At 69.5% G+C, this 14,301-nt stretch carries 12 protein-coding genes; 4 read left to right on the top strand and 8 right to left on the bottom strand.

The genetic code is table 11. The annotated features are described in order from the left end of the window. Positions 1 to 49 precede the first annotated feature (49 nt). From rpoD to rpsU, 4 genes are all read right to left on the bottom strand, one after another. Positions 50 to 2,176, bottom strand: a complete 2,127-nt coding sequence (rpoD, locus tag KGD87_RS15690) for an RNA polymerase sigma factor RpoD (protein ID WP_284668219.1) — start codon at positions 2,174 to 2,176, stop codon at positions 50 to 52. Between the two features lie 92 nt (positions 2,177 to 2,268). Further along, on the bottom strand, positions 2,269 to 4,089 hold the full coding sequence (gene dnaG / locus KGD87_RS15685) for a DNA primase (RefSeq protein ID WP_284668218.1): 1,821 nt from the start codon (positions 4,087 to 4,089) through the stop codon (positions 2,269 to 2,271). A gap of 333 nt (positions 4,090 to 4,422) precedes the next feature. Continuing rightward, positions 4,423 to 4,881: a GatB/YqeY domain-containing protein gene (locus KGD87_RS15680; RefSeq protein WP_284668217.1), complete on the bottom strand. Its 459-nt coding sequence runs from the start codon at positions 4,879 to 4,881 to the stop codon at positions 4,423 to 4,425. A gap of 104 nt (positions 4,882 to 4,985) precedes the next feature. Continuing rightward, positions 4,986 to 5,180: a 30S ribosomal protein S21 gene (gene rpsU, locus KGD87_RS15675; RefSeq protein ID WP_002614080.1), complete on the bottom strand. Its 195-nt coding sequence runs from the start codon at positions 5,178 to 5,180 to the stop codon at positions 4,986 to 4,988. 111 nt (positions 5,181 to 5,291) lie between these two features. Between rpsU and KGD87_RS15670 the strand changes: the two genes are divergently transcribed. Next, positions 5,292 to 6,905, top strand: a complete 1,614-nt coding sequence (locus KGD87_RS15670; protein WP_284668216.1) for a HEAT repeat domain-containing protein — start codon at positions 5,292 to 5,294, stop codon at positions 6,903 to 6,905. A gap of 25 nt (positions 6,906 to 6,930) precedes the next feature. On the opposite strand, the gene KGD87_RS15665 is transcribed toward KGD87_RS15670, so the two are convergent. Beyond that, positions 6,931 to 7,842 (bottom strand): GGDEF domain-containing protein, encoded by a 912-nt coding sequence (locus KGD87_RS15665; protein ID WP_284668215.1) that lies wholly within the window; start codon positions 7,840 to 7,842, stop codon positions 6,931 to 6,933. Positions 7,843 to 7,902: 60 nt separating this feature from the next. Then, positions 7,903 to 8,964, bottom strand: a complete 1,062-nt coding sequence (locus KGD87_RS15660) for an asparaginase (protein ID WP_284668214.1) — start codon at positions 8,962 to 8,964, stop codon at positions 7,903 to 7,905. Between the two features lie 246 nt (positions 8,965 to 9,210). Between KGD87_RS15660 and KGD87_RS15655 the strand changes: the two genes are divergently transcribed. The 3 genes from KGD87_RS15655 to truD are packed head-to-tail and all read left to right on the top strand — an operon-like array spanning position 9,211 to position 12,402. Then, positions 9,211 to 10,029: a DsbA family protein gene (locus tag KGD87_RS15655; RefSeq protein WP_284668213.1), complete on the top strand. Its 819-nt coding sequence runs from the start codon at positions 9,211 to 9,213 to the stop codon at positions 10,027 to 10,029. A 7-nt stretch (positions 10,030 to 10,036) separates the two neighbouring features. Then, a complete protein-coding gene (locus KGD87_RS15650; protein WP_284668212.1) occupies positions 10,037 to 11,371 on the top strand; it encodes a DUF4388 domain-containing protein in 1,335 nt (444 codons plus the stop codon). Further along, positions 11,368 to 12,402, top strand: a complete 1,035-nt coding sequence (gene truD / locus KGD87_RS15645; protein ID WP_284668211.1) for a tRNA pseudouridine(13) synthase TruD — start codon at positions 11,368 to 11,370, stop codon at positions 12,400 to 12,402. Before KGD87_RS15650 ends, truD begins: the two co-directional genes overlap by 4 nt. Positions 12,403 to 12,495: 93 nt before the next feature. Here truD and KGD87_RS15640 read toward each other — a convergent pair whose 3' ends face one another. After that, positions 12,496 to 13,905, bottom strand: coding sequence for an OmpA family protein (locus tag KGD87_RS15640; RefSeq protein WP_284668210.1), 1,410 nt, complete (start codon positions 13,903 to 13,905; stop codon positions 12,496 to 12,498). A 17-nt stretch (positions 13,906 to 13,922) separates the two neighbouring features. After that, the gene (locus KGD87_RS15635; RefSeq protein WP_163785162.1) at positions 13,923 to 14,240 is read right to left on the bottom strand and encodes a DUF4398 domain-containing protein; all 318 of its coding nucleotides are present in this window, start codon (positions 14,238 to 14,240) and stop codon (positions 13,923 to 13,925) included. Positions 14,241 to 14,301 lie beyond the last annotated feature (61 nt).

The following is a 14,301-nucleotide window of genomic DNA, read 5'->3' as shown; positions in this document are numbered from 1 at the left end:
GTCCACGAATGGAGCGGGGGCCTACATGCCAGCTCAGCTCAAGCCCGGCTCAGCTCTCCACGAAGGAGCGCAGGCGCTTGGAGCGGCTCGGGTGGCGCAGCTTGCGCAGCGCCTTGGCCTCAATCTGACGGATGCGCTCGCGCGTCACCTCGAAGTCCTGGCCCACCTCTTCCAGCGTGTGGTCGGACTTCTCGCCGATGCCGAAGCGCATGCGGAGCACCTTCTCCTCACGCGGCGTCAGCGTGGCGAGCACCTTCCGGGTCTGCTCCGCCAGGTTCATGTTGATGACCGCGTCCGCCGGCGACACGAGGCTCTTGTCCTCGATGAAGTCGCCCAGGTGGCTGTCCTCTTCCTCGCCAATCGGCGTCTCCAGGGAGATGGGCTCCTTGGCGATCTTCAGGACCTTGCGGACCTTGTCGAGCGGCAGCTCCATCTTCTCCGCGATCTCCTCCGGCGTCGGCTCGCGGCCAATCTCCTGCACCAGGTAGCGGCTGGTGCGGATGAGCTTGTTGATGGTCTCAATCATGTGCACCGGGATGCGGATGGTGCGGGCCTGGTCCGCGATGGCGCGGGTGATGGCCTGCCGAATCCACCAGGTGGCGTAGGTCGAGAACTTGTAGCCGCGCTTGTACTCGAACTTGTCCACCGCCTTCATCAGGCCGATGTTGCCCTCCTGGATGAGGTCCAGGAACTGCAGGCCGCGGTTCGTGTACTTCTTCGCGATGGACACCACGAGGCGCAGGTTGGCCTCCACCAGCTCGCTTTTGGCGCGCTCGGCGCGGCGCTCACCCAGGCGGATGGCGTCGTAGTTGCGGCGCAGCGACTCGACGGGGAGGTTGGCCTCCTCCTCCACCTTCTTGATCTTCCGCACCGCCGTGCGCACGTCGCGGTCCAGGACCTCCAACTGCTCCGGCGTGAGGTTGAGCTGCTTCTGCAGCTTCTTGCCGATGTTGGGGTTCTCCCGCGACTCCTTCAGCTGCGGGCGCAGCTCCTTCATGGAGCAGTCGTAGCGGCGCTCCAAATCACGCAGCTCGTCCTCGGCCTTGTCGACGCGCTCGATGAGGGCCTTGAGGTTGATGACGATGCGGTCCACCTGCTTCTTGTTGAGCCGCATCTCCTCCAGGACCTCCATCATCTTGGTCCGGAGGTCCTTCATCTCCTGCTTCACTTCCTTCTTGCGCACCTCGGTCAGCTTCTTCTTGGAGGACAGCTCCTCCTCCAAGACGTCGCAGTCCTGGGCGAACTTGCGGAAGCGCTCGATCTGCTTGCAGATCTGCTCAATCTTGTTCAGCTCGCTCTGCGCCAGCTGCGCGGGAGCGTCACCCTCGCCGACCTCCTCGGGCGCCTCGTCGGCACCCTCGGCCTGGGCCTCTTCCGGCGCGTCCTTGATGACGTCGCGCACGCGCAGCTTGGCCGTCTTCAGCTTGTTGCCGATGTCGAGGATCTCCTCGACGGCGACCTTGCACGCCAGCAGCGCGCGGAGGACTTCCTTCTCGCCCTCCTCGATGCGCTTGGCGATTTCGACCTCGCCCTCGCGGGTGAGCAGGCTGACGCTGCCCATCTTGCGCAGGTACAGGCGCACCGGGTCGTTCGACTTGCCGCCCGGCTCGTCGTCCTCGTCCTTCTCGTCCTCGTCGGCGTCTTCCTTCTCTTCCTCGACGGTGACGGTGGGCTTGATTTCGTTGTTCTGAGCGGCCTTCTGCGCGTCGACAATCTCGATGTCGTTGTCGCCGAACATGCTCATCACGTCGTCGATCTGATCGGACGACACGATGTCGGCGGGGAGCGCGTCATTGACCTCGTCGTACGTGAGGAAGCCCTTCTCACGGCCCGCGGCGAGCAGGTCCTTGACCTCCTTGCGCTCGGCGACCGGATCCTCCTCGATGTCGTCCTCGACGGCGTCGGGGTCCACCTGGACGGCGGCGGCGGCCTCTTCCGCGGCCTCCTCCGGGTCCACGTCATCGCCCATGGCCGGGGCCACGCCCTTCTTCTTCTTCTTGAGCTTCTCCGTCGCCTCGGCGAACACGTCCCTCGCGGCGAGTTCTTCCTTCTCCTCGGCGCCCGTCTTGGCCCCCTTCGCCGCGGCACCGTCCGGAGCCTTCTTCTTGCGGATCACCGGATCCACCTTCTTCTTGGTGGGCTTCACGGACGCCTTCGAGGGCTTCTGCGTCGGCATTCGGGTACTTCTCCTTGAGCAAATTCAGGGGCTTGAGGCCTGGGCGAGCCGGCCGATCTACCGCAAAGTCAGGGTTTCTTACAAACGCGAACTCAAACCGGTTGCATGGGCGCCTTTGTTCCCGAGGAGGCAGGCTTGAGCTCCTCCAGGACACGCTTCTTGAGCGCCAACAGTTCCACGCGCTCCGACAGGAGCTGGCGCGTCTCCTCTGTCAGGTCGAACGCCCCCGGCGTCTGCTCCGTCGCCCGCTTTATATAAACGAGCCGCTCGTCGATGCGCCGCACCATGATTTCCCTGCAGATGGAGAGGAACGCCGCCTCCAGGGGGACGGGCTCCGAGGGGAGCTGCCGCAGCGCGCTTTCGATGCCGCGCTTCACGGCTTCCGAGGATTCAAAGAGCGCGTCGTTGGCGCCGTGTCCCGACGTCGCATGCGCCAGCGCCATGCGCAGGCCCATGTGGGACAGCTCGTCACACACGCGGAAGGTGTCCCGCGCCATCAACCGTGGCTCTTTCAACACCGCGCCCACGTAGAAGCACTCCAGCGCGGGGGGCGGCTTCTCCAGGGGTGGGGCGGGACGGTTGGGGCTCGAAAGAGGTGCCTCCCCGCCGGCGGGCTTGGGCAGGGGCACCTTGCTGCGCAGGGCGGACTCCACGTCCGCGGGGCGCCAGCCGAAGTGCTCGGCCACCGCGCTGAAGAGGGTGGCGCGCACCAGGCCCACGGGGACCTGGCCCACCACCGGCTTGAGCCGCTCGAGCGCTGTCATCTTCTCCTCGAAGCTCGCGGCCTTGCCCTCCGGGAGGAGCGAGGCGAAAAGGTGGCTGGTGAGCGGGTGGGCGCCTTCCAGCAGCCGCTCCACGCCCTCCTGGCCCTCTCGACGCGCGAAGGTGTCGGGATCATCCCCTTGCGGCAGCAAGGCAACTCGCGCGGTCGCCCCCGCGGCGAGCAGGGGACCGGAGAGCCGTTCGACCGCGGCGAGGCCGGCCGAGTCTCCGTCCAACAACAGAATCAGCTCGCGAGCCTCGGCGCGCTTGAGCACCTGCATGTGCCCGGCGGTGAGGTTGGTGGAGCACAGCGCCACCGCGTGCCGCACGCCCACCTGGTGCAGGCCAATGGCGTCGAAGTAGCCCTCCACGAGCACGGCGGCCTTGCGCTTGCGCATCTCGTCGCGCGCCTGGTCCATGCCGAAGAGCGTCTCGCTCTTGTTGTAGAGCCGCGACTCGCGCGAGTTGAGGTACTTGGGCCCTTCGTCCGCGCCGACCAGGCGGCCACCGAAGGCGATGGGGCGGCCCTCCGGCGCGCGGATGGGCACCATCAGCCGGCTGCGGAAGAAGTCGTAATAGCCGTCACCGCTGCTTCGCTTGAGGACCAGGCCGGCCTTGGCCGCCCACTCCAGCATGCCCAGCTTCTGGAAGCGCTCCGCCAGCGAGGCCCATTCGTGGGGCGCCCAGCCCAGGCCGAACGCCATGGCCGTCTCCTCGGAGACGCCGCGGCTGGCGACGTAGGCGCGGGCGGCGCGGCCTTCGTCCTGCTGCCACAGCATGGCGCGGAAGTGCTCGGCGGCCTGGTCCGTGGCCTCCTTGATTTGCTGCCGCTCCCGCATGCCGGGGTCCTGCTCGGCCTCCAGGTCCACGCCGAGCTCGCGGGCCAAATCCCGCACCGCGTCCAGGAACGTCTTGCCCAGGTAGCGCTGGACGAAGGACACCGCGTCACCGCTCGCGCGGCAGCCATGGCAGAAATAGAAGCGCTTCTCCGGCACCACGTAGAAGGAGGGCGTCTTCTCCTGATGGAAGGGACAGCAGGCCTTCCATTCGCGCCCGGCCTTCTTCAGGTCCACATGCCGGGAGATGAGCCCGACGAGGTCCACCCGGTCGAGGACCTCCTGGATCTTGTGCTCAGGAATCACGACGCCCACCCCCTGGCCCACCCCTGGGCGGGCCCAGCCCCTGCATCCTGCCGGACAGGGCTGACGTCGCCTGCCCGCCGGCCGACCTGGCGGATCACCCCCAGGGGGGCGGAAGCCGGGGCGCTCGCGAGGGCAGGGGGTGGTTGTGGCATGGGGTGGACTCCTGAGGCCCCTGCACGCGGTTTTCCGCTGGGGTGAGCGGGCGCCGCGGCGGGACTGACCCAGGCACTTAATGATGGGGGGCCGAGGGAGCAAGTTTCCGCATCCCTGTCCAGCCCTTCAATGCAAAGGCGCCGCCGGTTTCCCGACAGCGCCAGCGCTGACCCCAGAACGGTGGACGGCTCAGGAGAGCTTCGCGAGCTCCGCCTTCACGGCGTCGGAGATGGCGCGGCCTTCCGCCTTGCCGTGAATCCTGGCGTTGAGGTTCTTCATCACCGCGCCCATGTCCTTGGGGCCCTTGGCGCCGGTTTCGGCGATGGCGGCGCGGACCTCGGCGGTCAGCTCGTCGGCGGTCAGCTGCTTGGGCAGGTAGTTCTGGAGGATGCTGATTTCAGCCTCTTCCTTCTCCGCCAGCTCCGGGCGGCCGCCCGTCTTGAACTGCTCCACGGAGTCGCGGCGCTGCTTGATGAGGCCGGCGATGACGGTGAGGATTCCCGCGTCATCCAGGGCGGCGGCGCCGGGCTCCACTTCCTTGTACTTCACCGCGCTCTTGAGCATCCGCAGCACGCTGAGCGTCAGCTCGTTCTTGGACCGCATCGCGTCCTTCAGGTCCGCGTCGATCCGCTCCTTCAGGGTGGCCATGGTCGCAACTCCGGAGGGTGAAACGTTGTTCAGGGGGACTTCGACGGCGGGAGCCAGGGCACCTGACAGCGGTGGGGCCCCGGCTCCTCGCGCGAGGCACGCGCCTAGAACGACTTGCGGGCCTTCTTCACAGCGCGCTTCTTGGCGGCGAGGGCCTTCTTCTTCCGCTTCACGGAAGGCTTCTCGTAGTGCTCGCGCTTACGGATCTCGGAAAGGATTCCAGCCTTCTCGGTGGCCTTCTTGAAACGCTTGAGAGCGCTCTCGATGGACTCTCCTTCCTTCACTCGGATACCGGGCATGCAGTCACCTCCTTCCGCCGTACGTAGATGTGGGTGTAGATCAAAAGGGGCAGCGGGTATGACCCACTGAGACGGAAAACGCAAGGCCGCTGGACGAAAAGGCCAGGTCGGATGGACTACACTGTCCGCCTCGTGAGCCCAGCCCTCCTTCTGGTGGTACTCCTGATGACTGGTCAGCAGCAGGGGGGGACGCCAACCCGTGAGTGCTGGATGTCCTGCCAGCGGCATGTGACGGACCCGGCCTTGCGCGCTCGGACCTGTAGCAGCTGCCTGCCGGGTGGCCGCGTGGATTCCTGGGTGCAGGGCCTGGCGGGGCAGCGGCCCATTCCTCGTGCGCCGCTCGTCTCCGCCCTGAAGGATCCGGACTGGCGGGTGCGGTGGGCGGCGGTGCGCGCGGAGGCCAGGCGTCAGGGCGTCACGGAGCGCCGGGCGCTGGCGGACTGGGTCCTGGCGGAGCCGGTGTCGTCCAACCTGGACGCGTGTCTGACGGCGGCTCGCGCCGCGGCGGCGGCCGGAGCTTCCTCCGCGAAGTTCCTGCGGGAGGCGGGACCTCGGGGCGCCAATGCCGCGGCGCGTGTGTGGGGGCGCCGGGCGGCCATTCGCGAGGCGCTGGAATTGGAGATGTACGAGGAGGACCTGGCGGTTCGGAGCTCGGCGCTGGCTCACCTGGCCGGGTTCCTGGGCCGCAAGCCCGCGCGCGTCGTCCTGGACGCCATGGCGACGCGGCCGGAGAGCGTGGATGCGGTCAGCGCCAGCGCGCTCAAGGCGGTGGCCGGGCGCAGCCGGTCGTCGGTGGGGCGGATGCTGCTGGACGAGGCGAAGCCCGCGGAAGAGGCGCGCATCAACCGGCTCTTCGCCGTGTATTCGAAGGAGCTGGAGGGGATGCAGCGGGAGCTGACCGTGGCGGACCCCCTCCAGCGCCGGCGCGCGGTGGAGTCGCTGCGGGTGTACGGGCCGCTGGCGATGCGGGAGCTGGAGCGTGCGCTCGGCGATCCGGACCGGTGGGTGCGCCGGGACGCCGCGCGGGCGCTGGCCGAGGCGGAGGGCGTCCCGCTGCGAACGGTGGCGGAGCGGCACATCGAGTCGAGTGATGCGACCCACGCGCGGCCGTGGCTGGAGGCCATGGCGCGGGAGAAGGGGTGTGCGGCCTTCTTCCTGGGGACGGCCCGGGCCAAGGCGCTGGCCGCGTCCGTCCGAGGGGCCGCGCTGGCACAGCTGGCGGACTGTAGCGAGGGGGCTCGGGAGCGGGTGTCCGCGGTGGAGTCGTTTTTGACAGATGAGCAGCCGCTGCTTCGCGCGGGGGCCGTGCGGGCCTTGAGCGGCTTGACGACGCGGCAACCGGGCGTGCCGGAGGCCACCTCGCGTGCGCTGAGGGATGGGGCTCCCGAGGTGGTGAGCGCCGCGCTGGAGTTGCTGACGCTTCAGCGGCAGACGTCCCGGGGCGATGACGCCGCGATGCTGCTGGAGTCGGACCATGCGGTGGTGCGCACCGCCGCCGCCGAGGCGCTGGAGCAGATTGGCCGCGCGTCCCATGTGAAGGCGCTGGCCGGGTGCCTGAGGGAGGACGCGGAGGCCGCGGTGCGGGTGGCCGCGGCCATGGCCCTGGGCCGGATTGGCGGCGCGCAGGCGGCGGCGGCGCTGTCGGACGCAGCGGCGCGCGACCCGGACTCCCATGTGAAGCATGTGTCGCGCGAGGCGCTGCGGCGGCTGGGCTTCGGCCCGTAGGCGCGGGAGCGGCCGCGCCCGAAGCTCAGAGCCCGCTGACGGCCTTCGCGTCCACGCGGTTGCGGCCCGCGCGCTTGGCCCGGTACAGGTACTTGTCCGCCGCGGCGATGAGGTCCTCGGGCTGGGAGAAGTCCGAGTCCAGCAGCGTGGCCACGCCCAGGCTGATGGTCACCTTGATGGGCGTGCCACTGAAGACGAAGTCCGCCTTGTCCACGGCGTACCGGCAGCGCTCCGCGCACGCCAGGGCCTGCTCCTCGGCGGACTCGCGCAGCATCAGCGCGAACTCCTCGCCGCCGTAGCGCGCGAGCAAATCCTCGGTGCGCACCGTGTCGCTCACCCGCTGGGCGATGCGCGTCAGCACGTAGTCACCGGCCGGGTGGCCATACGCGTCGTTGATCTTCTTGAAGTGGTCCACGTCGAAGAGGACCAGCGACAGCGGCACCCGGTGGCGCAGGCAGTAGCTGAACTCCTTGCGCACCGTCTCCAGGAAGTACTTCTTGTTGTAGACGCGGGTGAGGCCGTCACGCGTGGCGGACTCGTAGATGCTGCGCTGGTACTGCTCCTCCAGCGCGTCCTGGATGGAGAACTTGAGGACGGTGTTGGAGCCGATCTGGATCTTGTCGCCGTCGTAGAGCGGGGCGGCGTTGACCTTCAGCCCGTTGAGGTACGTCCCGTTGGTGCTGGCCAGGTCCACCAGCTGGAACCGGCCGTCCCCCAGCGCCACCACCTTGGCGTGCTTGCGGGAGATGCCGTCATCCTCGACCTGGAACTGCGCCTCGGAGCTGCGCCCCAGGACGACCTCGGAGCGGTCCAGCTTGAACATCCGCCCGATGCCCGCCGCGGACTTGGCGCTGATGACGATCAGATAGGCGCTCTGCTGCTGGGCGCTGCCCAGCAGGTCCGAAATCGAATGGACGGAAGTTTTCTCCTCGGACATCGCAGCACCCATCTTACGGGCCGCCTTTTCGCGGCGGCAAGCATACTGCCCGACTCTCCACTACTCTCCTCGGGGCCGGCGGGTGGCCGGGGACCTCCGGGGGGCCTCCGGGGGCACTGTCGGCCTCCCGACGGTCAATTCTCCGGCCACCGGCCCCTGGATGTAGCGCGCCAGGGCTCCGGACGCGCCGGAGTGGTAGGCCAGCCCCTGCATCAGCTTCACCAGGGCCGCCGACGGCGTCATGTCCGCGCCGCCCATCGCCCCGGCCTCCAGCGCCGCCGCTCCGGACTCATACAAGGAGAGGTCCACGCCATTGCGGTGCGCCTGGCTCACCACCACCACCGGGACGCCTCGCTCCCGCGCCTGGAGGAAGAGGGGCCTGAGCGAGCGCCCCTGCTCCGGGTCGATGGGGAAGTTGCCCGCCCCATAGGCCTCCAGGACGAGGCCCCGGACGTGAGGCAGCAGTTGGAGCGGCAGCGCCGGGTCCAGCCCCGGGTACACCTTGAGGAGGAAGACCTTGGGGTCCAACCGCTCATGGAGGCGGAAGGCGCCGCGGGGCTTGAGGCCCGGCTCGAAGGTGGCGTCCACGCCCAGGGTGCCCAGCACGGGGAAGTTGGGGCTGTCGAAGGCGTCGTACTCGGAGACCTTCACCTTGCGCGCCCGGTTGCCCCGGTACAGGCGCGAGTCGAAGCAGATGGTGACCTCGTGGGGGCCGTGCAGCGCGGACAGCACCGCGTCGATGAGGTTGAGGCGCGCGTCCGAGCGAATCTTGCCCAACGGCCGCTGGGAGCCCGTCAACACCACGGGGCAGGGCGGGTTGCGCAACATGAAGGAGAGGGCGCTGGCGGTGTAGGCGAGCGTGTCCGTGCCATGGGTCACCACGGCCCCGTCGAAGTGGGGCAGGCGCGCATGGAGGTGCGCGGCCATCCGGCTCCAGAGCTCCGGCTGCATCTCCGAGCTGTCCAGGTTGCTGAACAGCTCCAGCTCGATGTCGGCCAGCTCGAACAGCTCCGGCGCGCGGGCCTTGAGTGTCTTGAAGAAGGCCGCGGGCTTCAGGGCGGACGGGCGGCCCCCGGCCATTCCGAGCGTACCCCCGGTATGCAGCAGCAGGACTCTGGGCATGATGAACAGGCGCTTCCCTGCCAAGGCTGGCGTTGCTTTACAAGCCCCGCGCGCGTCGCTAAGACCCGCCGGGTGTTCCTTTCCTGCTGGAAGCGTGTCGTTCCCCTGCTGGCCGCCGCGGTCCTGACGGCCCCGGGGTGCAAGAATCCCGAGAGCGCGGCCCCGACCGGAGGGCAGCCGTCGTCGTCCGCCCCGGCCCCGCAGGCTCCCGTCGCTCCGGCCCCGTCCGAGCCCGCCGCCCCGCCCGTGGACCCGGCCGCCGCGGTGTCGGGCATCCCGGGCATGGACTTCTCCTCGCTGTCGCCCACGGCGAAGCGGGAGCTGGCGACCGTCTTCAATGACGAGTTCTGCTACTGCGGCTGCCCCCACACGCTGGGCGCCTGTCTGAAGACGCACACCCCCTGCAAGCACGCCCGGCGCATGGCGCAGCAGGCCGCGCGGATGGTGTCCGAGGGCAGCCCGGCCACCGAGGTCATCCTCTCCCTGTCGACGTACTACGCCGCCTTCCGCGACCCGCGGGCGCAGTTCAAGGTGGATGACCGGATGTGCATGGGCCCGGTCAGCGCGCCCGTGACGGTGGTGGAGTTCTCAGACTTCGAGTGCCCGTACTGCGCCAAGGCCCGCCCGGTGCTGGAGGCCTTCGCCAGGAAGCACGCGCAGCAGGTGCGCTTCTGCTACCTGCCGTTCCCCCTGTCCATGCACCCCAACGCGAAGCAGGCCGCCCAGGCGGCGCTGTGGGCGAGAGACCAGGGCAAGTTCTGGCAGATGCACGACGCCCTCTTCGAGCACCAGTCCAACCTCAAGCCGGAGGCGATTGCCGCCCTGGCGACGTCGCTGGGCCTGGACGGCGCGAAGCTGGCGGCGCTGCTGAAGACGGACGCGTACAAGGAGGAGCTGGACGGCTACCGCGGCCAGGGCCGCGCGGCGGGCATCAGCGGCACGCCCGCCGTGTACTTCAACGGACGCGCGCTGGACCTGTCCTTCGTGGAGGCGCAGATGCTGACGCACAGCCTGGAAGACGAGCTGGAGTGGTCCGCCAACAAGAACGCCTGGGCGGCTGACTGACGCCGCCATGACACCCCGCTTCCGCATCGACGCGTCGGCGCAGCTCGTCCCCGAGGACCGGAGCGTGCCCTCACCGCTGGCGGGGCGCTCGGGGACGTACGCGCTGATGGCGACGGCGCCCGACCTGCTGGTGTTCTCCCGCACGCCCGCGGAGGGTGGCTCCATCCCGGTGCCGCGCGTGGTGCTGGCGGGGGACGCGGGCGGCTTCCCGCTGTCGGACCTCATCGCCTTCCTCAGCCAGTCGCGCTGGAGCGGCGTGGTGCGCGTCCACTCGCCGGGCGGAGAGCGCTCCGTCACCCTGCGCGAGGGCGAGGTGCGCGGCGCCTCCTCCGACGACCCGGCCGACCGGCTGGGCGAGGTGCTGGTGCGGATGGGCTACGTGGAGCGCGCCCAGGTGGAGGCGGCGCTGCGCGAGCAACCGCCCTCCAAGGTGGGCCGCTCGCTGGTGGAGAAGGGGCTGCTCAAGTCGCACGACCTCTTCAAGTGCGTCACCCACCAGGTGAGCGAAATCTTCCACGCCATCGTCCTGTGCCGGGAGGGGAACTTCTTCCTCATCGACCAGCCGGTGGAGGACAAGTCCGGTCACATCATCCAGCTGTCCACGCAGAGCCTGCTGATGGACAGCATCCGGAAGATTGACGAGATGGCGCATTTCCGGAAGCGCATCCCCCACGGCCGGCTGTACGTGACGCGCAAGCGCGCCTCGGACGGCAAGCTGGAGGAGGACGAGGACCGGGTGCTGGGCCTGCTCGACGGCCGGCGCACCATTCTGGAGCTGGGGCACGCCGCGCGCCTGTCGGAGTTCGACGTCACCAAGGTCGTCTTCCGCCTGCTGGAGGGCGGCTTCGCCTCGGTGACGGACAAGCCGCTGATGGTGCCGGGCCCGGGCGTCCCGACGCCGCTTCCCGAGCGCACGGCGCAGGCCGCGGCGCCGGCCCGCGCGCCCGCGCGCCCGGTGGTGACGGTGGACCCGCGCCCGGTGGCCCGCGTCTTCAACTTCATCTTCCGGGAGATTCGCGACGAGGTGGCCAAGCAGGGCATGGACCGCGAGTTCATCGCAGCGGCCAACGCGGCCCTCTCCGGTCAGGGCTTGACGTCGTCGCCGGTGCTGGAGGGGCTGGCCTTCGCTCCGGACGGCAGCATCCCGGAGAACAAGCTCATGGAGAGCTTCGAGCGCCACCGCGCCCAGCTGGGCAGCGAGCCCCTGGCGACCTTCCGGCAGGCGCTCAGCGACATGATGTTCTTCCTGCTCTTCCAGGCCGGTGAGTTGCTGGAGTCACGCGCGGACGAGGACCTGGCCCGCCGCGTGAAAGAACTGCTGTCCACGCTCGAGGCATCGTGACGGATTCAGGTTGGCCGCGGCTGACGGCGGAGGTGCCCGGCTGCGGGGGCGCCTTCAAGCTGGTGCCCGAGGATTTCGAGGTGGAGGAGGTTCCCGCCTACCTGCCTTCCGGCGAGGGTGAGCACCTCTACCTCTGGGTGGAGAAGCGGGGCCGTGACACGCGCGAGCTGGTGCGCGCGCTGGCCGCGTCGCTGGGCGTGTCCGAGGACGACATCGGCGTGGCGGGGATGAAGGACCGGCACGCCATCACCCGTCAGCTGGTGTCCGTGCCCGCGCGCGCCGAGCCGAAGGTGCCGGAGTTCGCCCTGGACGGCATCCAGGTGCTGTGGACGAAGCGCCACGGCAACAAGCTCCGCACCGGGCACCTGCGGGGCAACCGCTTCCGCCTGCGCCTGCGCGGCGTGAAGGACTGTGGCGCGGCGCGGGAGACGTTCTCCCGGCTGGTGGCGCAGGGCGTGCCCAACTATTTCGGTGAGCAGCGCTTCGGCCGGGCGGGGGACAACGCCGACCTGGGCCGGCTGCTGGTGCTGGGCCAGCGGCTGCCGAAGCGGCCGGACCGTTTCCAGCGCAAGCTGTACCTGTCCGCCTTCCAGTCGCGCCTGTTCAATCAGGCGCTGGCGGCGCGGCTGCACGCGGGGACGCTGGCCACCGCGCTCGCGGGCGACGTGCTGCGCAAGGAGGAGACGGGTGGCCTCTTCGTGTGCGAGTCACCCGAGGTGGACGGGCCCCGCGTGGCCGCCTTCGAGGTGAGCCCGGCAGGGCCGCTCTTCGGCCCGAAGATGACGGCGTCCGCCGGCGCCGTGGCCGAGCTCGAGGCGCGGCTGCTGACGGAAGCGGGCGTCACGCCGGACGACTTCAAGCGCGGCGGTGGTGAGACGGAAGGCAGCCGCCGGCCCTACCGCGTCCGCCTGGGCTCGCCCGAGCTGACCGCGGAGCAGACGGCGGACGGCGAGGACCTCTGGCTCACCTTCGAGCTGCCTCGGGGCGCGTATGCCACCGAGGTCCTCCACGAGCTGCTCAAGGACGGCTGAGCCCCCGAAACGACGACGCCTCCGTGGGCGCGAGGCCCCGGAGGCGTCGGGTGCGTCGTGCCCCGGCCAGGCGTGGCCGGGGCAGGGCGGCGGTTACTCCGCCACCTTGAACTCGGTCCGGCGGTTCATCGCGCGGCCCGTCTTGGTGCTGTTGGGGGCAATGGGCTGCGTTTCGCCAAAGCCCACGGCCTTGATGCGGCCCGGGTCGATGCCGCGGCGGATGAGCTGCGCCATGACGGAGTCCGCGCGGCGCTGGGACAGCCGCAGGTTGGAGGCATCATTGCCCATCGAGTCGGTGTGGCCTTCAACGCGAATGCGCTTGATCCACGGCGCGTCGCGCAGGGCCTGCGCCACGTCGTCGAGCACCGCGGTGCTCTGCTTGCCGTAGATTTTGTGCGAGCCGGAGCTGAAGAGGATCTGCTTCTTGATTTCAATCCGGTCGCGCTTGATGACGACCATCTTGTACTGCTTGGCGCAGCCGCGCTCCTCCTGGACGCCGGGCTCCTCGGGGCACGCATCCAGCCGGTCCACGATGCCGTCACCGTCGGTGTCCTTGTCCGCGCAGCCGCCATTCTCCGCCGGGCCGGCCTCGTTCGGGCACTTGTCCTGGACGTCCGGCGTGCCGTCGCCGTCGTTGTCCAGGTCGGGGCAGCCGTCCTCGTCCTGGAAGCCGTCCTTGTCCTCCGGCTCGTCCGGGCACTTGTCGTCCACGTCGAGGATGCCGTCACCGTCCTTGTCGACGATGGGGCAGCCCAGGTTCTGCATGGGGCCGGCCTCGTCGGGGCACTTGTCGGCCGTGTCGACGATGCCGTCGTTGTCGTTGTCCAGGTCGGGGCAGCCGTCCTCGTCCTGGAAGCCGTCCTTGTCCTCGGCCTGGTCGGCGCACTTGTCCTCGTTGTCGGGGATGCCGTCGCCGTCGCGGTCCTTGGGCGCCTCGGCCGGGCAGCCCTGGTTCTCTGGCACGCCGGGCGTGAGCGGGCACTTGTCGTTGCCGTCCAGCACACCGTCGTTGTCGTTGTCCGGGTCGGGGCAGCCGTCCTCGTCCTGGAACCCGTCCATGTCCTCGGCCTGGTCGGGGCAGGGGTCGTCCTTGTCCAGGATGCCGTCGCCGTCGCTGTCCGTCTCCTCGATGCGGACCACCACCTGCGGCTGCTGCGGCTGCTGGGGCTGTTGCGGCTGCGGGGCCTCCGGCCGGTCGCGGACCAGCACCTGGCGCGGGCCACAGTTCCGGGAGAGCTCCAGCGCGCGGTTCACCGCGGTGTCGGCGGTGCGCGCGTGGGTGTCGGCGCGGCCGCTGTTGCCCTGGCTCAGCTCGCCACGGGCGAAGTCGAGGTGGGCCTCCGCGGTGGCCAGCTCCACGGGCGCGCAGCGCAGGGCGCCGCTACGGCGGGCGCGCTCCACGTTGGCCGCGAGCACCTCCGTGTCCGCGCGAATCTTGCTGCCGCTGACACAGGAGAGGGAGACGAGGAGGGGAAGCAGCGTGACCAGGAAGGGACGCGTCATCGGGGAGCGCTCGGTCATCACGGGTTCGGAGTGCGGCCGCCGGGCTCGTTGCCGCCAGCCACGGCCATGGCCTTCTCGCGGGCCTCGTTGGCGTAGCGGGAGGCCTTCACGGCGAAGTCAACGCCCGCTTGATAGTCGGAGTACCCCACCTCCTCGCGGGCCTTGCCGATGTACAGGTTGGCGGCGGTCCACTCGTAGGGAGCGAGCTTCTCCGCCCCGGCGGTGCGCGCGGCCTGAATCTGCACTTCAGCGTCGAGGATGTTCGCGGTGGACTTCACGGGGCCGCACGCGGTGAGCGTCCCCGACACCGCCACCAACGCCATCAGCTTCTTCATAGGGTGGCGCCTTGAGAGAGAGGTGAAACCTGACGGTCGTATCAATCGCCCTCGTGAGGGT

It is taken from the genome of Myxococcus sp. SDU36 (assembly GCF_030168875.1).
GTDB lineage: Bacteria > Myxococcota > Myxococcia > Myxococcales > Myxococcaceae > Myxococcus > Myxococcus vastator.
This window is presented reverse-complemented; position numbering and strand designations above follow the sequence as displayed.

What these genes read in the sequence shown, in the direction of transcription:
- rpsU (WP_002614080.1), bottom strand. Translation starts at nt 5,180, where the DNA reads ATGCCCGGTATCCGAGTGAAGGAAGGAGAGTCCATCGAGAGCGCTCTC.
- KGD87_RS15635 (WP_163785162.1), bottom strand. Translation starts at nt 14,240, where the DNA reads ATGAAGAAGCTGATGGCGTTGGTGGCGGTGTCGGGGACGCTCACCGCG.
- KGD87_RS15660 (WP_284668214.1), bottom strand. Translation starts at nt 8,964, where the DNA reads ATGCCCAGAGTCCTGCTGCTGCATACCGGGGGTACGCTCGGAATGGCC.
- KGD87_RS15665 (WP_284668215.1), bottom strand. Translation starts at nt 7,842, where the DNA reads ATGTCCGAGGAGAAAACTTCCGTCCATTCGATTTCGGACCTGCTGGGC.
- KGD87_RS15680 (WP_284668217.1), bottom strand. Translation starts at nt 4,881, where the DNA reads ATGGCCACCCTGAAGGAGCGGATCGACGCGGACCTGAAGGACGCGATG.
- rpoD (WP_284668219.1), bottom strand. Translation starts at nt 2,176, where the DNA reads ATGCCGACGCAGAAGCCCTCGAAGGCGTCCGTGAAGCCCACCAAGAAG.
- KGD87_RS15670 (WP_284668216.1), top strand. Translation starts at nt 5,292, where the DNA reads ATGGACTACACTGTCCGCCTCGTGAGCCCAGCCCTCCTTCTGGTGGTA.
- KGD87_RS15640 (WP_284668210.1), bottom strand. Translation starts at nt 13,905, where the DNA reads ATGACGCGTCCCTTCCTGGTCACGCTGCTTCCCCTCCTCGTCTCCCTC.
- KGD87_RS15650 (WP_284668212.1), top strand. Translation starts at nt 10,037, where the DNA reads ATGACACCCCGCTTCCGCATCGACGCGTCGGCGCAGCTCGTCCCCGAG.